This is a genomic window from Variovorax sp. efr-133-TYG-130, from assembly GCF_030208835.1.
In the GTDB taxonomy this organism is placed as follows: domain Bacteria; phylum Pseudomonadota; class Gammaproteobacteria; order Burkholderiales; family Burkholderiaceae_C; genus Variovorax.
Window position 1 is genome coordinate 189183 of record NZ_JARVTD010000029.1, and the last position, 22877, is coordinate 212059.

16 protein-coding genes are annotated in these 22877 nt (G+C 68.9%); 13 read left to right on the forward strand and 3 right to left on the reverse strand.

Annotation, left to right across the window (positions count from 1 at the left end):
- The first annotated feature begins 46 nt into the window (after window positions 1-46).
- From QRN67_RS23745 to QRN67_RS23800, 12 genes are all read left to right on the forward strand, one after another.
- Complete coding sequence (locus QRN67_RS23745; protein ID WP_019653703.1) at window positions 47-265, forward strand: DUF350 domain-containing protein; 219 nt, start codon at window positions 47-49, stop codon at window positions 263-265.
- Entirely contained in the window at window positions 262-1818 is a 1557-nt protein-coding gene (locus QRN67_RS23750; protein ID WP_285413843.1) for a polyamine aminopropyltransferase, read from the forward strand. The genes QRN67_RS23745 and QRN67_RS23750 overlap by 4 nt, the downstream gene beginning before the upstream one ends.
- Window positions 1819-1937: 119 nt before the next feature.
- A complete protein-coding gene (locus QRN67_RS23755) occupies window positions 1938-3578 on the forward strand; it encodes an FAD-dependent oxidoreductase (RefSeq protein ID WP_285413844.1) in 1641 nt (546 codons plus the stop codon).
- On the forward strand, window positions 3575-4687 hold the full coding sequence (locus QRN67_RS23760) for a saccharopine dehydrogenase family protein (RefSeq protein ID WP_285413845.1): 1113 nt from the start codon (window positions 3575-3577) through the stop codon (window positions 4685-4687). Before QRN67_RS23755 ends, QRN67_RS23760 begins: the two co-directional genes overlap by 4 nt.
- A complete protein-coding gene (locus tag QRN67_RS23765; RefSeq protein ID WP_285413846.1) occupies window positions 4684-5061 on the forward strand; it encodes a DoxX-like family protein in 378 nt (125 codons plus the stop codon). Before QRN67_RS23760 ends, QRN67_RS23765 begins: the two co-directional genes overlap by 4 nt.
- Window positions 5058-5534 carry a DUF2269 family protein gene (locus tag QRN67_RS23770; protein WP_285413847.1) on the forward strand — a complete coding sequence of 159 codons (477 nt, stop codon included), beginning with the start codon at window positions 5058-5060 and terminating at the stop codon, window positions 5532-5534. The genes QRN67_RS23765 and QRN67_RS23770 overlap by 4 nt, the downstream gene beginning before the upstream one ends.
- A gap of 194 nt (window positions 5535-5728) precedes the next feature.
- Window positions 5729-11740, forward strand: a complete 6012-nt coding sequence (locus QRN67_RS23775; protein ID WP_285413848.1) for an alpha-2-macroglobulin family protein — start codon at window positions 5729-5731, stop codon at window positions 11738-11740.
- Window positions 11741-11757: 17 nt separating this feature from the next.
- Complete coding sequence (pbpC, locus tag QRN67_RS23780) at window positions 11758-14088, forward strand: penicillin-binding protein 1C (protein ID WP_285413849.1); 2331 nt, start codon at window positions 11758-11760, stop codon at window positions 14086-14088.
- 70 nt (window positions 14089-14158) lie between these two features.
- Complete coding sequence (locus QRN67_RS23785; protein ID WP_285413850.1) at window positions 14159-15532, forward strand: esterase-like activity of phytase family protein; 1374 nt, start codon at window positions 14159-14161, stop codon at window positions 15530-15532.
- A gap of 223 nt (window positions 15533-15755) precedes the next feature.
- The gene (locus QRN67_RS23790; protein ID WP_285413851.1) at window positions 15756-16067 is read left to right on the forward strand and encodes a DUF3649 domain-containing protein; all 312 of its coding nucleotides are present in this window, start codon (window positions 15756-15758) and stop codon (window positions 16065-16067) included.
- Window positions 16064-17725, forward strand: coding sequence for a PepSY-associated TM helix domain-containing protein (locus tag QRN67_RS23795; protein ID WP_285413852.1), 1662 nt, complete (start codon window positions 16064-16066; stop codon window positions 17723-17725). Before QRN67_RS23790 ends, QRN67_RS23795 begins: the two co-directional genes overlap by 4 nt.
- Window positions 17725-18093: a DUF3325 domain-containing protein gene (locus QRN67_RS23800; protein WP_081268235.1), complete on the forward strand. Its 369-nt coding sequence runs from the start codon at window positions 17725-17727 to the stop codon at window positions 18091-18093. The genes QRN67_RS23795 and QRN67_RS23800 overlap by 1 nt, the downstream gene beginning before the upstream one ends.
- A gap of 26 nt (window positions 18094-18119) precedes the next feature.
- Here the strand turns inward: QRN67_RS23800 and QRN67_RS23805 are convergent, their stop codons facing one another.
- Genes QRN67_RS23805 through speD form a run of 3 tightly spaced genes read right to left on the reverse strand, consistent with a single transcriptional unit; the run spans window position 18120 to window position 20619 of the window.
- Window positions 18120-19517, reverse strand: a complete 1398-nt coding sequence (locus QRN67_RS23805) for an aminopeptidase P N-terminal domain-containing protein (protein ID WP_285413853.1) — start codon at window positions 19515-19517, stop codon at window positions 18120-18122.
- On the reverse strand, window positions 19514-20224 hold the full coding sequence (locus tag QRN67_RS23810; protein ID WP_285413854.1) for a nucleotidyltransferase family protein: 711 nt from the start codon (window positions 20222-20224) through the stop codon (window positions 19514-19516). The genes QRN67_RS23805 and QRN67_RS23810 overlap by 4 nt, the downstream gene beginning before the upstream one ends.
- Window positions 20225-20238: 14 nt before the next feature.
- On the reverse strand, window positions 20239-20619 hold the full coding sequence (speD, locus tag QRN67_RS23815; RefSeq protein ID WP_285413855.1) for an adenosylmethionine decarboxylase: 381 nt from the start codon (window positions 20617-20619) through the stop codon (window positions 20239-20241).
- A 144-nt stretch (window positions 20620-20763) separates the two neighbouring features.
- On the opposite strand from speD, the gene QRN67_RS23820 reads away from it, so the two are divergent.
- A complete protein-coding gene (locus QRN67_RS23820; protein WP_106937616.1) occupies window positions 20764-22866 on the forward strand; it encodes a transketolase family protein in 2103 nt (700 codons plus the stop codon).
- The last annotated feature ends 11 nt before the right edge of the window (window positions 22867-22877 follow it).

Genomic DNA, 22877 nt, shown 5'->3' on the forward strand with positions numbered 1-22877 from the left:
CGCATGACGCACCCGATGTATCTCATTACTACGACTGGAGGTCCCCATGGGATTTGAATGGCTGAAACCGGGCGTGGTCCTCGGATCGCTCGTGTACGCGCTGATCGGCGTCGTGATCTTCTGGCTCTGCTTCCTGATCATCGACAAGATCACGCCCTATGACCTGTGGGGCGAGATCGTCGAGAAGCAGAACGTGGCGCTGGGCCTCGTCGTGGCGGCAATGAGCCTGGGCATCAGCATCATCGTGGCTGCTGCAATCCATTGAGCGACGCGGCCTCGCCCGCGCGCACCCCGGATGCGCGGGGGCCGCAACCCGTCGAAGTCGCGCTGCTCGCCAGCGTGTTCGTGGTCGCCGCCTGCGGGCTGGTCTACGAACTGAGCGCGGCCGCGCTGAGCTCCTACCTGCTCGGCGACTCGGTGCTGCAATTCAGCACCATCATCGGCACCTACCTGTTCGCGATGGGCGTGGGCTCCTGGCTCTCGCGCTACTTCGACCGCCAGCTGCCGGCGCACTTCCTTCGCATCGAGCTGATGGTCGCGCTGATCGGCGGCGCGCTGCCGGCGATCCTGTTCCTGGCCAACGCCTACGTGCCGGGCGCCTTCCGGCTGCTGCTCTATGGCCTGGTGATGGTGGTCGGCACGCTGGTGGGCCTCGAAATTCCGCTGGTGATGCGCATCCTGAAGCGCAACATCGTGCTCAAGAACCTGGTGTCGCAGGTGCTGACCTTCGACTACCTCGGCGCGCTCGCGGTGTCGGTGGCGTTCCCGCTCATCCTGGTGCCGCAGCTCGGCATGATCCGCACCGGCCTGCTGTTCGGCTTCATGAACGCGGCGGTGGCGGTGTGGGCGCTGTGGCTGTTCCGCCATGAGCTGCGCCGCATCGGCGCGCATGCGCTCGCCTGCTTGCTGTCGCTGGCCGCGTTGCTGGCGGCCTTCGTGTGGGCCGACCACATCACCACGCTGGCGGAAGACAAGTTCTACCAGGACCGCATCGTGTTCAGCGCGACCTCGCCGTACCAGCGCATCGTGGTCACGCGCGGGCTGCTCGGGCACCGCCTGTTCCTGAACGGCAACCTGCAGTTCGCCGAGCGCGACGAGTACCGCTACCACGAGGCGCTGGTGCACCCGGTGATGGCCGCGCAGGGCGCGCCGAAGAAGGTCGCGGTGCTCGGCGGCGGCGACGGCATGGCGGTGCGCGAGATCCTCAAGTACCCCTCGGTCGAGTCGGTCACGCTGGTGGAGCTGGACCCCAACATGACCAGGCTCTTCACCGAGCACGAGACGCTGGCCGCGCTCAACGGCCATTCGCTCTCGTCGCCCAAGGTGAAGATCGTCAACACCGACGCCTTCCAGTGGCTGCAGCAGCCGGGCGACATTTACGACGTGATCGTGGTCGACTTTCCAGACCCCACCAACTTCGCCATCGGCAAGCTCTACACCAACAGCTTCTACGCGCTGCTCGAAAAGCGCCTGTCGGCCAGCGGCTATGCGGTGATCCAGACCACCTCGCCGCTGGTGGCGCGCAAGAGCTACTGGACCGTGGCGACCACCATCGAGTCGGTCGGCCTGCGCGCCACGCCGTACCACGCGCACGTGCCCAGCTTCGGCGAGTGGGGCTACATCATCGCGAGCCGCAGGCCTTATCGCATGCCCGATGCCCTGCCTGCCGGCCTGCGCTTCCTGTCGCCTTCCACGCTGCCGCTGATGTTCGACTTTCCGCTCGACATGGCGCGCGTGCCGACCGAAGTGAACCGGCTGTCGAACCAGATCCTCGTCACCACCTATGAGCAGGAGTGGGGCAAGGTCATGGCGCACTGAATGATGAACTCCCCCAGGCTTCGCGCACTTCGTGTCGCTTCGCCTTCCCCCTCGCCGGGGGCAACACCTGCGGCCCGGCAGAGCCGGTTCCGCGGTGTTCCTGGAAGGGAGCGATGCGAATGAAGCGCCGTGGCTTCCTGGGGGCGGCGGGTGCGGCGGGCGTCCTCGCGCTGGCCGGCTGCGAGGCGCCGCCACCGCCCATCGAAGGCGGCTTCACCGGCATCGACGTCACGCGCGGCCACGCGATGCGCGACGGCGCGCTCAAGGGCGCGGCGCCCGCCGTCGTGAAGCGCACGCGCGTATTGATTGCCGGCGGCGGCGTGGCCGGGCTCGCGGCGGCGCGCGCGCTGCGGCTCGCCGGCGTCGAAGACTTCGCGCTGCTCGAGCTCGAGGACACCGCCGGCGGCAACGCGCGCGGCGGCTTGGTCAACGGCATCGCATGCCCGCTCGGCGCGCACTACCTGCCGGTGCCGGGAGACGATGCGCGCGAGGTACAGGACCTGCTCGAGGAACTCGGTCTGCGCCGCCGCGTGGCGGGCCGCTGGGAATACGACGAGCTCAACCTCTGCCACGCCCCGCAGGAGCGGCTGTTCCTGCACGGCGAATGGCAGGACGGCCTGCTGCCCGTGCACGGCGTTGGCGAAAGCACGATGGCGCAGTACCGCAAGTTCGCGCAGCGCATCGACACCTTGCAGCACGCGGCGCATTTCGCCATTCCCACGCTCAAGGTCGCCATCACGCCCGAGCTGCTGGCGCTCGACGCCATCCCCTTCTCCAATTGGCTCGACAGCGAGGGCTTCAGCGACGCGCAACTGCGCTGGTACCTCGATTACTGCTGCCGCGACGACTACGGCGCCGGCATCGCGCATGTCTCCGCCTGGGCCGGCATCCACTATTTCGCGAGCCGCCACGGCTTCCACGCGCCCGGCGACCCGAGCGGCAGCGTCAACGATTCGAGCCCCGAGCGCGACGGCATCCTTACCTGGCCCGAAGGCAACGGCTGGCTCACGCGGCAGCTGGCCAGGCCGCTCGGCGAGCGGGTGCACACCGGCCAGGTCGTCACGCGCATCGCCGAGCTGCGCGGCGGCGTCGAGGTCGATGCATGGGACGCGAAGACGAAGTCGCTCGTGCGCTGGCAGGCCGAGCGCTGCATCGTCGCGCTGCCGGTGTTCATCGCCGCGCGCGTGGTCGAGAACCCGCCGCCCGTGCTGGCCAACGCCGCCGCGCATGTGCGCTACGCGCCGTGGCTGGTGGCCAACGTGCACCTGCGCGGCCCGCTGGCCGACCGGCCCGGCGCCGCGCCGAGCTGGGACAACGTGATCTACGGCACGCGCGGCCTCGGTTATGTCGATGCGCGCCACCAGGCGCTCGACCCGACGCCGCGCGGCACCGTGCTCAGCTGGTATCGCCCGCTGGGTCCGAGCAGCTACGACACCGCCGACGGCCGCCGCCTGCTGCTCGACCGCCCATGGACCGGCTGGCGCGACGACCTGCTCGCGGAGCTGTCGCTGCCGCATCCAGACCTGCCCGCGCTTGCCACGCGCATCGAGATCACGCGCTACGGGCATGCCATGTCGATCCCCGGGCCGGGCCTGCTGGCGCAGATCGGGTCGCAGCGCAGCGCACCGGACGAGGCGCATCGCGGCAGCGTCGTCGCGGGGCGGTTGTCGTTCGCGCATGCGGACTGGTCGGGCTACTCCATCTTCGAAGAGGCATTCACGCGCGGCCATGTCGCGGGCACCAGCGCGGCGTCCGCATGATGAGGACCCTGGTGCTCGGCGGGTACGGCAATTTCGGCGCGCGCATCTGCCGGGCGCTGGCCGCCGACGCCGGCATCGAGCTGCTGGTGGCCGGGCGCGATGCGCGGCGCGCCACGGCGTTCGCCGAATCGCTGGGCGGTGGCGCGCGCGGGGTTCGCATCGACGTGCAGGCGCCGGACCTCGCGGACACGCTGCGCCGGCTCGGCGTGGCGCTGGCGATCCACACCGCCGGGCCGTTCCAGAACCAGGGCTACGGCGTGCCGCAGGCCGTTGCGGCGGCGGGCGCACACTACATCGACCTGGCCGACGGCCGCCGCTTCGTGTGCGACTTTCCCGGCGCGCTCGACACCGCGTTCCGCAATGCCGGCCGCACGGGCATCAGCGGCGCCAGCACGGTGCCTGCGCTGTCGTCCGCCGTGGTCGACCATCTGGCGGCGGGCTGGCAAGGCATCCACGGCATCGACATCTGCATCGCGCCCGCGCAAGGCGCGCCGCGCGGCGAAGCCACGTTGGCCGGCGTGCTCGCCTACTGCGGCGAGCCGATCCGCGTCTGGCATGGCGGGCGCTGGACCGAGCAGCCCGGCTGGGCGCACCCGACGAAAGTCGCGTTCGCGCGCATGAAGCCGCGCCGCGGTGCGCTGTGCGACATCCCCGATCTCGAACTCTTTCCCGCGCGCCATGCCGGTGTGCAGTCGGTCATGTTCCGCGCCGCGCTTGAAGTCGGGCTGGCGCAGCAGGCCTTTGCGTTCCTGGCCTTCCTGCGCCGCGTGGGCGTGCTGCCCGCGCCGCAAAAGCTGGCGCCCCTGCTGCATTCGGCGGGCCGCGTTTTCGATGCGCTCGGCACTGCGCTGGGCGGCATGGTGGTGCGCGTGGAAGGCACCGACGCATCGGGCCGCACCGCGCGCCGCGCCTGGCACATTGCCGCCGACGACAACCACGGCCCGGAGATCCCCTGCATGGCGGCCATCCTGCTGGCCCGGCGCCTGGCGCGCGGCGACGCACTGCCCGCCGGTGCGCACGCCTGCGCGGGTTTGCTCACGCTGGAGGAATTCGAGCCCGAGTTCGCGCGCTGGGGCATGGTGACGGAAACGGTCGACGAAGCCGCATGACGCGCGCCGAAGCTGACGATCGCCTGCTGCGCCTGAGCCTCGTCGCCGTGTGGCTCTTCACGGCCGTCGCCAGCATCGTCGAGCTGAACGGCCAGAGCCGCGAGGTGCTGGCCGCCGCGGGCATCACTTCGCCGCCGTGGCTGGTGCAACTGCTGATCGGCGGCGGCGCCGCCGCGGACCTCGTCGTCGGCATCGCGTTGTGGCGCTGGCCAGGCCGTGCCAGCTACAGCGCCGCACTCGCCCTGATGCTTGCCATGACGCTAGTGGCGACCGTGCTACAGCCGAGCCTGTGGCTGCACCCGCTCGGCCCGTTGCTCAAGAACCTGCCCATCGCCGCCCTGCTCTGGCATCTTTACCGACGCGCGACGCCATGAACACCTACCTCGTCCTCAAGTGGCTGCACATCGTCTCCAGCGTGCTGATGGTGGGCACCGGGCTGGGGTCGGCGTTCTACATGTTCTTCACCAACCGCAGCGGCAGCGTGCCCGCGCAGGCGGTGGTGAGCCGGCTGGTGGTGCGTGCCGACTGGTGGTTCACCACGCCCACCGTCATCATCCAGCCGGCCACGGGTTTCGCGCTCGCGCACATGGCGGGCTGGCCGTTGTCCACGCCGTGGCTCGCGCTCTCGATGGGGCTGTTCGTGTTCGCGGGCATCTGCTGGCTGCCGGTGGTGTGGCTGCAGATCCGCATGGCGGCCATCGCGGCGCAGGCGCATCGCGAATCGACACCGCTGCCTCAGTTGTATGCGCGCTACCAGCGCTATTGGGAGCTGCTGGGCTACCCGGCCTTCGTTGCCATGGTCATCGTGTTCTACCTGATGGTGAACAAGCCGCAGCTTTCGATCTGAAATGAACACCCGCTTTTCGTTTCGTCGAACTGCGCGCCCTGAACAACAGCGCTCCTGACACCGCACCATGAGTCACTGACACGGCCGCGGCGCGGCCCCTGTGCGGTTTTCACGAAGACTTCACACACAGCGCCATTGCTTCACAGATGGTCCGCACACTCGCGGACGCCAACAAAAACACAGTGGGAGCGTCCATGTTCCAAGTCGCCAATCGAAAACTCGCGTCGTTCAGCGACGCGCTCTTCACCGGGCTGGGCCGTGCGCTCGGCCTTCTGCGTCCGGTGGCCCGTGGGCTCGTCGGCTCCTGGCGACCTCCGGGCTGGCTGCGCATCGCGGGCGCATTCCTGCTCTTCGGCCTGCAGTGGCTGCAGCAGCGGCTGGCCTGGGTGGTGTTGCTTCTGCTGCTCGTGCTGGCAGGCTGGATGGCCAGCCCCCATGTGATCAGATGGTGGCATGGCCTCACGCCCGATCGCGTCGAACCCGTTGTCGCCACCGCGAAGACCGAGCCGCCGCAGCGCACGCAGATCGAGCTCGACAGGGGCCCGAACCCCTTCGCCATTGATTTCTCGGCCTCGGTGGCGCCCATTGCGCGCATCGGCCAGGAGGCCACCGGCGTCACCATCGAGCCCGCCATCGCCGGCCGCTGGACGTGGACCAAGCAGAACCGGCTCGAATTCCTGCCCGCGCAAGATTGGCCCATCGGCCAGCCGTACAAGGTGCAGATCACCGACAGCGCACTCGCGCCGCACATCGAGATGGCCTTGCGCAAGTATGAGTTCACCTCGCCCGAATTCACTGCGCAGATCAACGCCGCCGAGTTCTATCAAGACCCGGTGCAGGCCAACGTGCGCCGCGCGCTCTTTCAGGTGCACTTCTCGCACCCCGTGAACACGGCCGAGTTCGAGAAGCGCCTGGTGCTGACCTACGACCAGCCCTGCAGCTCCTCTTTCTTCAGCGTGGGCAAGTGCGCGAGCGAGAAGTTCACGGTCAGCTACGACAAGCTGCGCCTCAACGCCACCCTGCAATCGGAGCCGCTGCCCATTCCCGAGAAGACGCGCCCGGCGATCCTCAGCCTGACCTCCGGTACGGTCGCGCAGAAGGGCGGGCCGGCGCTGCGTGCCGACATGTCCCGCGCGGTCGACATCCCCGGCCTCTTCAGCCTGGGCATCGCCAGCATCGAGCCCACCATCGTCACCGGCGAGAACGGAGAGCCCGAGCACGTGATGCACGTCACCGCCTCCATGCCCGTGCACGAGCGCGAAATGGCGCGCGTGGTGCAAGCCTGGCTGCTGCCCGCGACCGAAGACGCCAAGGGCGAATCCGAAGAAAAGTTCGACTGGTCCGCCGATCCGTCGAAGGTCACCGACGCCGTGCTGCGCCGCGCCAGGAAGATCAACCTGCAGCCCATCGCCAGCGAGCGCGAAGTGACCGAGATGGTCAGCTTCCGCATGCCGCAGGCCGAGGGCGGCCGCTATCTGCTGGTGCGCGTGGCCAAGGGCCTGAAGACGCCCGGCGGCTACCAGCTCGGCGCCGCGCGGCAAGACGTGCGCCTGCTCAAGACCTTCGCGCCCGAGCTCACCATCATGAGCCAGGGCTCGCTGCTCGCACTCTCGGGCGAGCGCAAGCTGCCGATCCTGGTGCGCGACCTGCCGGGCATCCGCCTCGAAATCGGCCGTCTGCTGCCACAGCAGTTGCAGCACCTGGTGACGCAGACCAGCGGCGACTTCGCGCATCCGCAGTTCTACGGCGGCCTGCAGTCGGACAACCTCGTCGACCGCTTCCAGAAGGAGATCCCGCTCAGCATTCCCGCCGGCAAGGCGCACTACGAAACCGTCGACTTCGCCGAGTACCTGCGCAACGACGTGGCCGACCGGCGAGGCGTGTTCCTGCTCAAGGTGCAGGGCTACGACCCCAAGGCGAAGAAGAAGCCCGAGGGCGACGAGCAGCAGTCCCAGCCCGAAGACGAACAGCAACAGGAGGGACAGTCGTCGGACGAGGAAAGCAATGGCGAAGGCGGCAGTCCCGAGCAGCAGCTCGACCAGCGCCTCGTGCTCGTCACAGACCTGGGCATCGTCGCCAAGAAGTCGCTCGACGGCACGCGCGACGTGTTCGTGCAGAGCATCGCCAACGGCCAGCCGGTGGCCGGCGCTCTGGTCGAGGTGTGGGGCCGCAACGGCATGATCGTCGCGTCGCAGGCCACGGATGCGACGGGCGCCGCCAAGCTGCCCAACCTCGCCGGCTACCAGCGCGAGAAGGCGCCGGTGGTGCTGGTCGTGCGCAAGGACGGCGACCTGAGCTTCCTGCCCTTCAACCGCAACGACCGCACGCTCGACATCTCCCGCTTCGACGTCGGCGGCCTGCGCGCGGCCGGCGTGCCGAACCAGATGACGGCCTACGTCTTCAGCGACCGCGGCATCTACCGCCCCGGCGACACGATGCACATCGCGATGATGGTCAAGGCCGGCAACTGGGGCACCTCGCTGCGCGACCTGCCGCTCGAAGCCGAGATCATCGATGCGCGCGGCCTCAGCGTGCGCCGCGAAAAGCTCAAGCTGGGCCCGGGCGGCGCGGCGGAAATCGCCCACACCACGCAAGACACATCGCCCACCGGCAACTACACCGTCAACCTCTACCTGCCGCGCGAGTCGTCGCTAGGAACGCCCGAGGTCGAAGGCCTGCTGATCGGCAGCACCACGGTGAAGGTGCAGGAGTTCCTGCCGGACCGCACCAAGGTCACGGCCAAGCTCAGCAGCGAAGTCGCCGAAGGCTGGGTCAGGCCCAAGGACCTGAAGGCGCTCATCGACGTGCAGAACCTCTTCGGCACGCCCGCGCCTGATCGCAAAGTGGAAGGCACGCTCACGCTGAGCCCCGGCTTCCCGGTGTTCCGCGCCTTCACCGACTACGCGTTCTTCGATCCGCAGCGTGCGGCCGACAGGCAGGTCGACGACCTGGGCAGCGTGCAGACCAGCGCCGACGGCAAGGCCGAATTCGACCTGCGGCTGTCGCGCTTCGACGCCGCCACCTACCAGGTGCACGTGCTCGCCAAGGCCTTCGAGCCCGAGGGCGGGCGCAGCGTGTCGGCCGAGGCGCAGACGCTGGTGAGCGACATGCCCTACCTCGTCGGCGTGAAGGTCGACGGCGACGTCGGCTACGTGAGCAAGGGCGCCGCGCGCAACGCCACCGTGATCGCCATCGACCCGCAGGCGAAGAAGACGGCCGTGGCCGACCTGAAGATCGAGCGCGTGGAGCGCAAGGTGCTGTCGGTGCTCATCAAGCAGGACAACGGCCTGTACCGCTACGAGTCGCGCCGCAAGGAAGTGGTGCTCGACGAGAAGCCCTTCGTCATCGCCGCGGCCGGCAACAACGTGGCGCTGGACACCGGCGCGCCCGGCAACTTTGCCTACGTGGTGCGCAATGCCCAGGGGCTGGAGCTCAACCGGGTGGAGTACAGCGTGGCGGGCAATGCCAACGTGTCGCGCTCTCTGGACCGCAACGCCGAGCTCCAGCTCACGCTCGACCGCAAAGACTACGAGCCGGGCCAGGAAATCGCGGTAAGCATCCGCGCGCCGTACGTGGGAGCGGGCCTCATCACCATCGAGCGCGACAAGGTCTACGCCCACGCATGGTTCAAGACCGACAAGACCGCGTCGGTGCAGAAGATCGTGCTGCCCAAGGATTTCGAGGGCACCGGCTACATCAACGTGCACTTCGTGCGCGACCCGGCCTCGGACGAGGTCTACATGAGCCCGCTGTCGTACGGCGTCGTGCCCTTCGCCACCGCGCTGACCAAGCGCACCGCCAACCTGCAGCTCACCAGCAGCGAACTGGTGAAGCCGGGGCAGACCGTGAAGATGAAGCTCACCAGCGACAAGCCCACGCGCGCCGTGGTGTTCGCGGTGGACGAAGGCATCCTGCAGGTGGCGCGCTACAAGACGCCCGACCCGCTGAAGCACTTCTTCCAGAAGCGCGCGCTCGAAGTCGGCACGCTGCAGACGCTCGACCTGATCCTGCCGGAGTTCAAGAAGCTCATGCAGGGCGCCGCACCCGGCGGCGACGGCGAGGGCGAACTCGGCAAGCACCTGAACCCGTTCAAGCGCAAGCGCGACAAACCGGTCGCCTACTGGTCGGGCCTGGTCGACGTGAACGGCAGCCGCGAGTTCAGCTACACCGTGCCCGAAAGCTTCAACGGCAGCCTGCGCGTGATGGCCGTGGCCGTGAACGACGAGACCACCGCCGCCAAGAGCACCCGCACCGTGGTGCGCGGCGACATGGTGATCCTGCCGAACGCGCCGCTCGCGATGGCGCCCGGCGATACGGTCGAAGTGGGCGTGGGCCTGGCCAACAACATCGCGGGCTCGGGCAAGGAAGCGCCCATCGCGCTCACGCTCACCGCCTCCGGCGGGCTCGAAGTGGTGGGCGACGCCACGCAGACGCTCAAGGTCAACGAGCGCGGCGAAGCCAGCACCAAGTTCAACGTGCGCGCCAAGCCGGGCGAACAGGCGGTGCTGGGTTCTTCGGCGCTGGTGTTCACATCGACGCACAAGAACTACAGCGCGCGCCTGTCGACCGAAGTGAGCGTGCGGCCCGCATCGCCCTTCGTCACGCTGGTGCAGGCCGGCAGCTTCCAGCGCGCGGGCGAGCTGTCGAGCCAGGCCGACCTGTACCCGAACTTCCGCCAGAGCGACGTGGCCGTGTCCGCCGCGCCGTGGGCCTTCGCGACCGGGCTCATGCAGTACCTGGAGGCGTACCCGCACGGCTGCACCGAGCAGATCACGAGCCAGACCTTCCCGGCCGTGCTGCTCGCGGGCCGCCCCGAGCTGGTGAAGGAGATGGCGCGTGGCCGCACGGCCGAGCAGGGGCCGATGCCCGAGGCGCGCAAGACCTTCGAGCGTTACCTCGTGCAGCTGCGCGCACGGCAGACGGCCGACGGCGGCTTCTCGCTGTGGCCCGGTGCCGGCACCGATGCCTTCGCCACGCTGTACGCGGTGCACCTGCTGGTCGAGGCCAGGGACCACAAGCTGCCCGTGCCGCAAGACTTGCTGCAGAAGGCCGACGCCTACCTTCAGGGCTGGCTCGGCAGCAGCGACGTATCGCTGGACGGTTGGCGCCAGCGCACGCAGGCGGCGTACCTGCTGACGCGCCAGGGCATCATCGCGCCGGCCGCGCTGGCCAACCTGCGCGAAGCATGGCGCGGCAAGCAGACGCAGGGCTGGAGCGACGACCTCGGCGCTGTCTACCTTGCCGCGAGCTACCAGCTCGTGAAGCAGGAGCAGGTGGCCAACGAGCTGCTGAACCCTGTGTGGGCCGACCTGCTCGCGCGCACGGAGAAGAAACAGCGCCGTAACGTATGGGGTGCCTACTACGACCCGCTGGTGCACGACAGCATGACGCTGCACCTGGTGGGCCGCCACTTCCCGTCGCGCCTGAAGACGCTGAAGCCCGCTGTGTGGGAAGGCATGGCCGCGATGGTGCGCGACGGCTGGTACAACAGCCTGTCGTCGGCCTCGATGCTGCTGGCGGTCGATTCGTACTTCGAGGCCGTGGGGCAGAACGCCGAAGGCAAGCTCACGGCGAGCGCCGTCAACGCGCAGGGCCAGGCCGCCGCGCTCGCGCTGGGCGCGGTGAACCCGATCACGCGCGCAGCGGTGCCGGCCGGCACGGCCAAGCTGAAACTGTCGAACGACAGCGACTTCAACCTCTACTACAGCTGGGCCGAACAGGGCTTCGAGCGCAACGTGCCCGCCACGGCGGTGAACAAGGGCCTCGAAATCTTCCACGAAGTGCTCGACGCCAAAGGCAACCCGATCACCAAGGCCAGGCTCGGTGAAGAGGTCACGGTACGGGTGCGCGTGCGCAGCCTGGAGCGCGCGCAGCTCAACGACGTGGCGCTGGTCGACGTGCTGCCCGGCGGCCTCGAGCCTGTGCTGCAGGCCGTGGGCGACGACGACGATGCCAACGCCGACGCGCCCATGTGGAAGAAGCGCCTGGGCGGCGGCGGCTCGTGGAAGGTGCAGTACGCCGACATCCGCGAAGACCGTGTCGTGTTCTACGGCAACGTCAACAAGGACCTGCTCGAAGTGACCTACAAGGCGCGCGCCACCAACGTGGGTGACTACGTGGTGCCGGCGGCGTACGGCGAGGCGATGTACGACCGGCGCGTGTTCTCGCGCTCGGCCGGTGCGCGCTTCCAGGTGGTCGGCAACTGAGGCAAGGCAGGTCCGCCATGCGCATCGGCATCGCGTCTGCAGGAAGAAGGCTGCGCAAGCCCGCGCTGTGGGCGCTGGCGCTTGTCCTCGTGCTCGCGCTGCTGCGCCTGTGGCCGCACGCGGCGTTGAGCGAGACCGTCGGCAGTTCGCGCGCCGTGTATGCGCAGGGCGGCGAGCTGCTGCGCCTCACGCTCGCGGGGGACGAGCAGTACCGGCTCTGGGTGCCGCTCGATCGCATCTCGCCCACGCTGGTCGACGCGGTGCTGCTGTACGAAGACCGGCGCTTCCATGCGCACCCCGGCGTCAACCCCGCCGCGCTGGCGCGCAGTGCCTGGCGCATTGCCAGCGGCGAACGCAGGCAGGGCGGCTCGACGCTCACGATGCAGCTCGCGCGCCGCGTCTACGGCATCGACAGCCGCACGCCCACAGGCAAGGTCGCGCAGATCTTCGCGGCGCTGTGGCTGGAGGCGCGCTTCAGCAAGCACGACATCCTGGAGGCGTACCTCAACACCGCGCCTTACGGCGGCAACATCGAAGGCGTGCAGGCCGCGAGCCTCATCTACTTCCGCAAGGACGCCGCCAAGCTGAGCCTGCCCGAGGCGCTGACGCTTGCCGTGATTCCGCAGAACCCCGTCAAGCGCATCGCCGAGCGCGGGCGCAATGCCGAGCTGCAGTCGGCGCGCGAACGGCTGTGGGCGCTGTGGGCCGAGCGCGACCCGGCCGCGAAGCAGCATGCGCCCGATGCGCAGCTCGCGCTGTCGGCGCAGTCGCGCGGCAGCCTGCCTTTTCTTGCGCCGCACGCCACCGACATGCTGCTCGCGCAGGAGCGTGGCGTGCAGGAAGTGCGCACCACCATCGACCTGCGCATGCAGGCCACCCTCGAACGCGTGATGGGCCAGTACCTGCGCACGCATGCCGACGTGGGCATGACGAACGCGAGCGCGTTGCTGCTCGACGCCTCGACCATGCAGGTGCGCGCGATGATCGGCTCGGCCGACTTCCGCAACGACGCCATCGCGGGGCAGGTCAACGGCGTGCTGGCCAAGCGCTCGCCGGGCTCCACGCTCAAGCCCTTCATCTACGCGCTGGCGCTCGACCAGGGGCTGCTGCATCCGAAGACGATGCTGAAGGACGCGCCGACCTCCTTCGGCCCCTACACGCCTGAGAACTTCGACCACCGCTTCGCCGGGCCGCTGCCGGCGCAGGAGGCGCTGATCCGCAGCCGCAACGTGCCCGCGGTCGCCGTGGCGGCCAGGCTCTCGAAGCCGGGGCTGTACGACTTCATGCGGCTCGCGGGCGTGCAGAAGCTGCAGAGCGAATCGCACTACGGCCTTGCGCTGGTGCTGGGCGGTGGCGAGGTCACGCCCGAGGAACTGGCGGGCATGTACGCGACGCTGGCCAACGGCGGCATCTCGCAGCCCATTCGCTACACGCAGCCCGCGCCCGACGAGCGGCCCGTGCAGCCGCTGCGCCTGCTGAGCGAGGAGGCTTCCTTCATCACGCTCGACATGCTGCGCCACACGCCGCGCCCCGACACCACGCTGCCCGCGCGCCCCGCCATCGCATGGAAGACGGGCACGTCCTGGGGCTTTCGCGATGCGTGGACGGCCGGCGTGTTCGGCCGGCATGTGCTGGTGGTGTGGGTGGGCAACTTCGACGGCACCAGCAACCCCGCGCTGGTGGGCGTCGATGCGGCCGCGCCGCTGTTCCTGCGCATGGTCGATGCGCTGCGCGCCCAGCGGCTCGACCCCGGCGAGGTCGCGTCGCGCCAGCCGCCCGACTTGCGCCAGGTCGAAGTCTGCGCGGCGACGGGTGGCCTGCCCGACGCGCTGTGCCCCGTGCGCACCATGACGTGGTTCATCGCCGGCAAGTCGCCCATCCAGGTCAGCAACCTGCACCGCGCGGTATGGGTCGACGAGACCACCGGCAAGGTGGTCTGCGGCCCGCAGCCCAATGCCCGTCAGCAGGTGGTGGAGCAATGGGGCAGCGACATGCGCCGCCTGTTCCGCCAGGCCGGCCTGCCGCGCGCGAGCGCACCGGCCGATGGCTGCGAGAAGGATGGCGACGCACCGGAAAGCGCGCCGCTCATCACCTCGCCCCTGCGCGGCGTGCGCCACACGCTGCGCGCGAACAAGCCCGAACCGCTGGTGCTGCGCGCCGAAGCCGCGGCGGGCACGCAGGCGATCTACTGGTTTGCCGACGACGCGCTCATCGGCCGCGCCGCGCCCGGCGAAGGCATCACGTGGATGCCCGACCTCGCGGCCTCGGGCCGGCGCTACGTGCTGCGCGCGGTCGACGACCAGGGGCGTGCCGAGTCGCGCGAGGTGACGGTCGACATCGCACCTTGAAGGGATGTCATGGCGGCGTCATGCCCCCTCGGCATGGTCACGCGTTTTCGACTTGAACACTCTCCTGCTCATGACACGTCTTGCCTCCCTGTCCTTCGTTGCCCTGGCGGCCGCACTCTCATGCGGCGCCGCGGCTGCGCAGACCGCCTTCCCCGCCACGCTCGCCGGCCACGCCGTGCTGCCCGCGCAGAGCTTCGTTGCCACGCCCAAGGACGCACCGGCCGACCTGCAGGTCAGCGGCAAGTTCACGACGGCCAGGCGTGTCGAGGCCGTGGGCAGCGTCGAAGGCCTGTCGGCCGGACGCCCCACCGGCGTGTCGCTGCCCTTCAAGGGCCAGCCGCTGCAAGGCCACTCGGGCATCAAGAAGATGGACGACGGCACCTTCTGGATCCTTACCGACAACGGCGCCGGCGCCAAGGCCAACTCGCCCGACTTCATGCTCTACCTGAACCACTACAAGGTGGACTTCAAGAGCGGCAAGTTCAATCGCCTGGACACCATCTTCCTGCACGACCCCGACAAGAAGGTGCCTTTCCGCATCGTGCACGAAGGCACCAGGCAGCGCTACCTGACGGGCTCCGACTTCGACCCCGAGAGCTTCCAGTTTGCCGGCGGCGCGCTGTGGATCGGCGAGGAGTTCGGCCCCTTCCTCATCAAGGCCGACCTGAAGGGCAAGGTGCTCGCGGTGTACGACACGCTGGTCGACGGCAAGGCCGTGCGCTCGCCCGACCATCCGGCCGTGACCACGCCGGGCGCGCCGGGTGGCGCGGTCGAGTTCCAGGTCAAGCGCTCCAAGGGCTTCGAGGGCATGGCCGCGTCGAAGGACGGCAGCAAGCTCTACGCGCTGCTCGAAGGCCCGGTGTGGAACGCCGAAGCCAAGGACTACGAGAAGGTCGACGGCAAGGAAGCGCTGCGCGTGCTCGAGTTCGACGTGGCCACCGAGAAGTGGACCGGCCGCCACTGGCAATACGTGCTCGAAGCCAACGGCAACGCCATCGGCGACTTCAACATGATCGACGGCAAGGCAGGAGATGGCACGAGTGCCATGGGCCTCATCATCGAGCGCGACAACGGCGAAGGCACCAGCGACAAGGCCTGCCCCGAAGGCCAGAAGCGCACCGACTGCTTCCACGACATCGCCAAGTTCAAGCGCGTCTACAAGGTCGAGCTGAACGACGCCAACGTGGGCGGCCCGGTGCGCAAGATCGGCTACATCGACCTGCTGAACATTGCCGACCCGAACAAGCTCGCACGCAAGCCGCTGAACGACGGCGTGCTGAAGTTCCCGTTCTTCACGATCGAGAACGTCGACGTGGTCGATGCCACGCACATCGTGGTCGGCAACGACAACAACCTGCCCTTCTCCAGCAGCCGCGAGCCGAACAAGGCCGACGACAACGAGCTGGTGCTGCTCGAAGCCGGCGCGCTGCTGCAGGCGAAGTAACGACGCGGTACGCAGAAGCCGACGCTCAATCTCGATTGACGCCGGGCAAGGCCCCGGGCGGTGCAGCCGCATCGCTCCGGGGCTTTTGCCGTGGCGTTCCATTGCTGCTGCGTCACCAGGGCAAGAAGAGATCCATGCCGAAGATGAGTATGATTCTCATTATCTGACATCTCTTTTTTCCAATGAATCCCCGAACGTCCTCGCCCGCCGTCCGGCCCGCGTCGTGAGCTCCAGCCTTCGTTACCGCCTCGGCGTGGCCGTGCGCGCCGTTGCCGCCATCCTGGGCGGCTACGGCGTAGCCGCCCTGTTCGCCGCCGTCCTCGCCCTGTGCCTGCCCTTCGCCTTCGGCATGGCCCGCAGCGAAGCCACGATGACCGGCACGCTGGCTTCCTTCCTCGTCTTCGCGCTCGCCGTGATGTGGGTCTTTGCGGCGCGCTCGGCGCTGCGTGCCTGGTCCGGCCTGGTCGTCGTCGCGGGGTCGCTCGGCGTACTGCTGCTTGTCCTCCTGCGGCTCACAGGAGGACAAGCAGCATGAAGGAGGGATTCCGCCAGTCGATGGCGTGGCTGCATACCTGGTCGGGCCTGCTGGTCGGCTGGGTGCTGTTCATGGTCTTCGCGGCCGGCACGGCGTCGTATTTCAAGGACGAGATCACGCTGTGGATGAAGCCCGAGCTGCACGCCGCCGCGCAGCCCGCCGTGCCGCAGGTGCGCGCGGTCGAAAGTGCCGTGGCCTATCTGCAGCAACGCGGCGCGGACAGCCCGCGCTGGTTCATCAACCTGCCGAACGAGCGCCAGAGGTCGACCGATGTGCTCTGGCTCGCGCCGCCGGCCGCCGCCGGCGCCGCCACGCCCGAAGACAAGAAACCGCCGCGCCGCCGCTTCGACCGCGCATCGCTCGACCCGGCCACCGGCGAGCCGGTTACCGCGCCGCGCGTCACACGCGGCGGCGAGTTCTTCTACCGCCTGCACTTCGACCTGCACTACATGCCCGCGCTGTGGGCGCGCTGGATCGTGGGCTTCTGCGCGATGTTCATGCTGGTGGCCATCTTCAGCGGCATCGTCACGCACAAGCGCATCTTCAAGGACTTCTTCACCTTCCGGCCGAAGAAGGGCCAGCGTTCGTGGCTCGATGCGCACAATGTGACGGCGGTGCTCGCGCTGCCCTATCACCTGATGATCACGTACACGGGCCTCGTCACGCTGATGTTCCTGTACATGCCGTGGGCGCCACAGGTGGCCTACAAGGACCGCGGCGGCGAGCAGGCTTTCTTCTCCGAAGTCTTCCCCGGCGGTGGCCGCGACCAGTTCAAGGCCTCGGGCAACAAGGTGCCGCTGGCGCCCATCGCGCCGATGATCGCGCAGGCCTCCGCGCACTGGAACGGCGCCGCGGTGGGCCGTGTCACCGTGCACCAGCCGAACGATGCCAATGCGGTGGTCTCGCTCACGCGCGCCGAGGGGCCGCAGCTTTCCTACGACCAGCCGACGATGCAGTTCAACGGCGCGACCGGCGCGCTGATCGGCACGTTCGGCGACGTGCCCAAGCCCGCCGCCGAGACGCGCGGCGTGCTCTACGGCCTGCACATCGGGCGCTTCGCGAATCCGCTGCTGCGCGCGCTGTTCTTCCTCTCGGGCATCGCGGGCTGCCTGATGGTGGCCACGGGGCTGCTGCTGTGGGCGGTGAAGGAGCGGCAGAAGTACGCGAAGACGCTCAAGCAGGGCGGGCGTGTCGGCTTCGGCCTGCGGCTGGTCGACGGGCTCAACCTCGGCGCCATCGCCGGGCTGCCGCTCGCGATGGCGGCGTTCTTCTGGGCCAACCGCCTGCTGCCGGTCGAGATGGCCGAGCGCGGCGAGGCGGAGATCCGCTGGTTCTTCATCGTCTGGGGCGCGTCCGCGGTGCTGGGCCTGCTGCGGCCGACGCTGCGCATGTGGCAGGCGCAACTGGCGCTCGGCGCGCTGCTGTTCGTGCTGCTGCCGGTGCTCAATGCGTTCACCGGCCCCGCGCCGCTGACGGTGAGCCTGCGCTGCGGACCGAGCGCGGTGGCGGGTTTCGATCTCGTCGCCATCGCGCTGGGCCTGGGGCTCGCGAGCGCGGTCTGGCTCGTCGAGCGAAAGCGCCGCAAGGCCATCACGCAGAAGCCGGCCCCGAAGACACCGCCGCAGCAAGGGTTCGCCACCTCGGGAGGCGGCTCCTGATGCACGCCCTGCTCCTGGCGCTGGTGTTCGCCGCTTCGCTCGCGGGCTTCTGCGCATTGAGCCTCGCGATGGACCGCCACAGCGAAGACGTTTTCGGCCGCGGCAGCACGCCGGGCCCGTGGCGGCGCTGGCTGCAGCTGGGGGGCACTGCCCTCCTGTGCCTGTCGCTGGGCGCGAGCCTGCAGGCTGCCGGCAGCGCCATCGGCTGGGTGCTCTGGCTGGGCGCGCTCACCGCGGCCGCGCTGACGACGGTGGGCCTGCTGAGCGCGGTGCCTGGCCGTTTCCACTGGATCGCTTCCGCTGCCGCGGTGCTGGCGCTCGGCGCCGCGCTGCTCCATCTGGTGCTGGCGGCCCTGGCCGCCAGCTGACGACCAGCAGCGAGCGCAGCGGGCCGTCAGGCTCGCATCAGCGCCTCGATCTCGTCCGCCTTCACCGGCACGCCGCGCGAGATGAGCTCGCAGCCGGCGGCGGTGACGATCGCGTCGTCCTCGATGCGGATGCCGATGTTGTGGAACTGCTCCGGCACGCCGTCGGCCGGCCGCACGTAGATGCCGGGCTCCAGCGTCAGCACCATGCCCGGATGCAGGATGCGGCTCGGGCGGTTCTTGATTACCTCGTTCGACAGCGGATCTTTCCGCTCGCTCACTTCGCCGACCTGCGTGGGCTCGACGTAGCTGCCGCAGTCGTGCACGTCCATGCCCAGCCAGTGGCCGGTGCGGTGCATGTAGAACTGGAAATAGGCGCGCGAGTCGATCACGTCCTGCACGTTGCCGACCTTGTCGGCGTCGAGCAGGCCCAGGTCGAGCATGCCTTGCGACAGCACCTTCACGGCCGCGTCGTGCGGGTCGTTGAAGCGGTTGCCGGCCTTGGTGGCTGCGGCCGCGGCGTCCTGGCTGGCCAGCACGAGGTCGTACAGCGCGCGCTGCGGGCCGGTGAACCTGCCGTCGGCCGGGAAGGTGCGCGTGATGTCGCTGGCGTAGCCGTCCAGCTCGCAGCCCGCGTCGATCAGCACCAGCTCGCCCTTGCGCACGGGCGCCGCATCGGCGCGGTAGTGCAGCACGCAGGCGTTGGCACCGGCCGCGACGATGGAGTAGTAGGCCGGGTACTGCGAGCCGCCAAGGCGGAATTCATGCAGCAGCTCGGCATCGAGGTGGTACTCGCGAGCGTCCTTGCCCTCGCGCAGCATGCGGGCCGACAGCTGCATGGCGCGAACGTGCGCGCGGGCGCTGATCTGCGCGGCGCGGCGCATGATGTCCTGTTCGTGCGCGTCCTTCACGAGGCGCATCTCGTCGAGCGGGCCGCACAGGTCGCGCTGCTCCTCGGGGCACAGCGCGCCGTAGCGCACGCGGGCGCGCACCGACTGCAGCCAGCCGTCGATGCGGGTCTCCAGGCCCTTGTGGATCGCGAACGGGAACCACACGGTCGAGCGGTTCTCGAGCAGCTTCGGCAGTTTCGTGTCGAGGTCGGTCACCGAGAAGGCTTCGTCGACACCGAGCGCCGCCGGCGCCGCGTCGGGACCGAGGCGGTAGCCGTCCCAGATTTCGCGCTCCAGGTCTCTAGGCGCGCAGAACAGCGTGGCGCGGCCGTCGCCCGCCAGCACCAGCCAGGCGTTGGGCTCGGTGAAGCCGGTCAGGTAATAGAAGTAGCTGTCGTGGCGGTAGAGGAAATCGGTGTCGCGGTTGCGCGGGCGCTCAGGCGCGGTCGGAATGATGGCGATGCCGTCCTTGCCCAGTTGCGAAGCGAGGCGCGCGCGGCGCTCGGCGTAGATCGTGGTGGTGTCTGCTGAGGTCATCTTGGCGTGTTCAGTTGGGCAAGCCGTTCGGGGGTTCCCACATCGGTCCAGGGGCCGGTGTAGAGCTCGGCGCTCACCAGTTCATTGTCCATCGCGGCACGCAGGATCGGCGCCAACGGGGCTTTGCGGCCGGCCGGGTTGCCGGGGGGGATGTCGCAGTACGGCGGCGCGAACAGCGCGGCGCGGTAGAGGCCGATGGTCGAGAAGGTGAATTGCTCGGGCGCCGTGTTGAGCGCAAGCCCGTCCGGCGACAGGCCGAAGTCGCCCTTGGGGTTGTGCGCCGGGTTCGGCACCAGCCACAGGTGCGCGAGCTTGCCGCCGGCCAGGAAGCGCTCGACCGAAGCCTGCGTGAAGGCGAAGCCGGGCGCGAACACATCGCCGGCCGCGACCCAGAACACATCGCCCAGCAGCGGCAGCGCGCGCACGATGCCGCCGGCGGTCTCGAGCGCGCCGCCGAAGTCGCGGCCTTCGTCGCAGTATGAAATCGATAGCGCGGCATGCCCGTCCAGCAAGGGCTTTGCGCCGAAGCGCTGCGAGATCTGCGCGCCCAGCCAGTCGGTGTTGATCACCAGTTCAGTGAAGCCGCCGGCGGCCAGCGCCTCCATCGGCCACTGCATCAGCGGCTTGCCGCGCACTTCGAGCAGGGGCTTGGGGCAGGTGTCGGTCAGCGGCCGCATGCGCTCGCCGCGCCCTGCGGCGAGGATCATGGCCCGCGCCGCGCTCACGCCGGGACCCGTCCGCGCTGGAGTTCGTTGCGCTCGCTGTGGCGGGGCTGGAACAGCGCCACCAGGCATTCCATCAGCGCATGCGCCTTGGCCGAGTGGTCGGCGCTGAAATTGCAGACGTACACGTCCAGCGTCACGCCGCGCTGCTCGGGCCAGGTGTGGATGCACAGGTGCGATTCGGCCAGCAGCACCGTGGCGGTGACGCCGCCCGGCCCCTGCGGCGTGGCCGGAAAACCGTGGACCAGCCTGCCCACTGCCTGCAGCCCGGCGGCCGATACCGCCTTGAGGCAAACCGCTCCCAGCGCCTCCCGGTCGGTGAGCCATTGAAGGCCGCATTGGCAGTCGTGGAGGTCGGCGGTGAGGTGCAGCCCATGCATGGGTGGCAACTCTAGCAGTCCGGCCGCCGCACAAGAACATCCGCGGGGTGTTCGGGCCGTATCGGCAGCCGTTCGGGCTCGCCCGGTAAAATCGCGGGTTCCCCCCTATCTCACCCACCCTTTTCCCCCGAAAGTCCCATGCCCATGGCAAACCAAGCCCTGATGGCCAACGCGATCCGCGCGCTGGCTATGGATGCCGTTCAACAAGCGAATTCCGGACATCCGGGTGCACCGATGGGCATGGCCGACATGGCCGTCGCACTCTGGGGCGAACACCTGCGCTACAACCCCGCGAACCCGCACTGGTTCGACCGCGACCGCTTCGTGCTCTCGAACGGCCACGCCTCGATGCTGCTGTACTCGGTGCTGCACCTCACCGGCTACGACCTGCCCATCGGCGAGCTCAAGAACTTCCGCCAGCTGCATAGCAAGACCGCAGGCCACCCTGAAGTCGACGTGACCCCCGGCGTGGAAACCACCACCGGCCCGCTGGGCCAGGGCATCACCAACGCCGTGGGCTTCGCGCTGGCCGAGAAGCTCCTGTCGGCCGAGTTCAACCGCAAGGACCACGCGATCGTCGACCACCACACCTACGCCTTCCTGGGCGACGGTTGCATGATGGAAGGCATCAGCCATGAAGCCTGCGCACTCGCCGGCGCGTGGCACCTGAACAAGCTGATCGCGCTGTACGACGACAACGGCATCAGCATCGACGGCCAGGTCAAGCCCTGGTACATCGACAACGTGGCCGAGCGCTTCCACGCCTATGGCTGGCACGTGATCGGCCCGATCGACGGCAACGACGCCGCCGAAGTGTCGAAGGCCATCGCCAAGGCCAAGCAATCGACCGACAAGCCCACGCTCATCAACTGCAAGACCGTCATCGGCAAGGGCAGCCCGAACCGCGCCGGCACCGCCAAGGCCCACGGCGAAGCACTGGGCGCCGAAGAAATCAAGCTCACGCGCGACGCCATCGACTGGCACTACCCGCCCTTCGAGATTCCGGCCGAGGTGTACGCCGACTGGGACCACAAGGAAGCGGGCGCCAACATCGAAGCCGAGTGGAACGCCAGGTTCGCCGCCTACGCCGCCGCCTACCCCGAACTGGCCGCCGACTTCACCCGCCGCATGAAGGGCGAGCTGCCCAAGGACTTCCACCAGGTCGCGTTCGACACCGTGGTCGCCGCCCACACCAAGGCCGAGACAGTGGCCAGCCGCAAGGCCAGCCAGCTCGCGCTGGAAGCCTTCACCGCCGCGCTGCCTGAAATGCTCGGCGGCAGCGCCGACTTGACCGGCTCCAACCTCACCAACACCAAGAGCACCGCCGCGCTGCGCTTCGATGCGAAGACCGGCGCGGTGGTCATGAACGTGCCGGCCGTCGAAGCCAAGCAGGGCGCCGAAGACGAAACCAAGTCCGAGGCCCCGGCCGAAACGCCCCACGGCACCATCGGCCGCCACATCAACTACGGCGTGCGCGAGTTCGGCATGGCGGCCATCATGAACGGCGTGGCGCTGCATGGCGGCTACATCCCCTACGGCGGCACCTTCCTCACCTTCAGCGACTACAGCCGCAACGCCATCCGCATGGCCGCGCTGATGAAGCGCCGCGTGATCCACGTGTTCACCCACGACTCCATCGGCCTGGGCGAAGACGGCCCCACGCACCAGTCGATCGAGCACGCCGCCTCGCTGCGCCTGATTCCGAACCTGGACGTCTGGCGCCCGGGCGACACGGCCGAAACCGCCGTGGCCTGGGCCGTGGCGCTGCAGAACCAGTCGCGCCCCACGGCGCTGCTGCTGAGCCGCCAGAACATCGCCTACGCGCCCAAGAGCGAACTCGGCGACATCAGCCGCGGTGCCTACGTGCTGTCCGAGCCGGAAGCCGTCGGCCTGAAGAGCAAGAAGACGGCCGCCGTCATCATCGCCACGGGTTCCGAAGTGCAGCTCGCACTGGCCGCGCAGAAGCTGCTGGCCGAGAAGAAGATCGCCGTGCGCGTGGTGTCGATGCCCTCGACCACCACCTTCGACCGCCAGGACCTGGCCTACAAGAAGGCCGTGCTGCCCAAGAAGCTGCCGCGCATCGCCGTCGAAATGGGCTGCACCGGCGGCTGGTGGAAGTACGGCTGCGCCGCCGTCGTGGGCATCGACACGTACGGCGAATCGGCGCCCGCGCCGGTGCTGTTCAAGCACTTCGGATTCACGGCGGAGAACGTGGCCGCCACGGTGGAAGCAGCGCTGCGCGACTGAGTCCCTTCGCA

Coding starts and splice junctions, on each gene's coding strand:
- QRN67_RS23745 (WP_019653703.1), top strand. CDS start 47: ATGGGATTTGAATGGCTGAAACCGGGCGTGGTCCTCGGATCGCTCGTG.
- QRN67_RS23755 (WP_285413844.1), top strand. CDS start 1,938: ATGAAGCGCCGTGGCTTCCTGGGGGCGGCGGGTGCGGCGGGCGTCCTC.
- QRN67_RS23760 (WP_285413845.1), top strand. CDS start 3,575: ATGATGAGGACCCTGGTGCTCGGCGGGTACGGCAATTTCGGCGCGCGC.
- QRN67_RS23765 (WP_285413846.1), top strand. CDS start 4,684: ATGACGCGCGCCGAAGCTGACGATCGCCTGCTGCGCCTGAGCCTCGTC.
- QRN67_RS23770 (WP_285413847.1), top strand. CDS start 5,058: ATGAACACCTACCTCGTCCTCAAGTGGCTGCACATCGTCTCCAGCGTG.
- QRN67_RS23775 (WP_285413848.1), top strand. CDS start 5,729: ATGTTCCAAGTCGCCAATCGAAAACTCGCGTCGTTCAGCGACGCGCTC.
- pbpC (WP_285413849.1), top strand. CDS start 11,758: ATGCGCATCGGCATCGCGTCTGCAGGAAGAAGGCTGCGCAAGCCCGCG.
- QRN67_RS23785 (WP_285413850.1), top strand. CDS start 14,159: ATGACACGTCTTGCCTCCCTGTCCTTCGTTGCCCTGGCGGCCGCACTC.
- QRN67_RS23795 (WP_285413852.1), top strand. CDS start 16,064: ATGAAGGAGGGATTCCGCCAGTCGATGGCGTGGCTGCATACCTGGTCG.
- QRN67_RS23800 (WP_081268235.1), top strand. CDS start 17,725: ATGCACGCCCTGCTCCTGGCGCTGGTGTTCGCCGCTTCGCTCGCGGGC.
- QRN67_RS23805 (WP_285413853.1), bottom strand. CDS start 19,517: ATGACCTCAGCAGACACCACCACGATCTACGCCGAGCGCCGCGCGCGC.
- QRN67_RS23810 (WP_285413854.1), bottom strand. CDS start 20,224: ATGATCCTCGCCGCAGGGCGCGGCGAGCGCATGCGGCCGCTGACCGAC.
- speD (WP_285413855.1), bottom strand. CDS start 20,619: ATGCATGGGCTGCACCTCACCGCCGACCTCCACGACTGCCAATGCGGC.
- QRN67_RS23820 (WP_106937616.1), top strand. CDS start 20,764: ATGGCAAACCAAGCCCTGATGGCCAACGCGATCCGCGCGCTGGCTATG.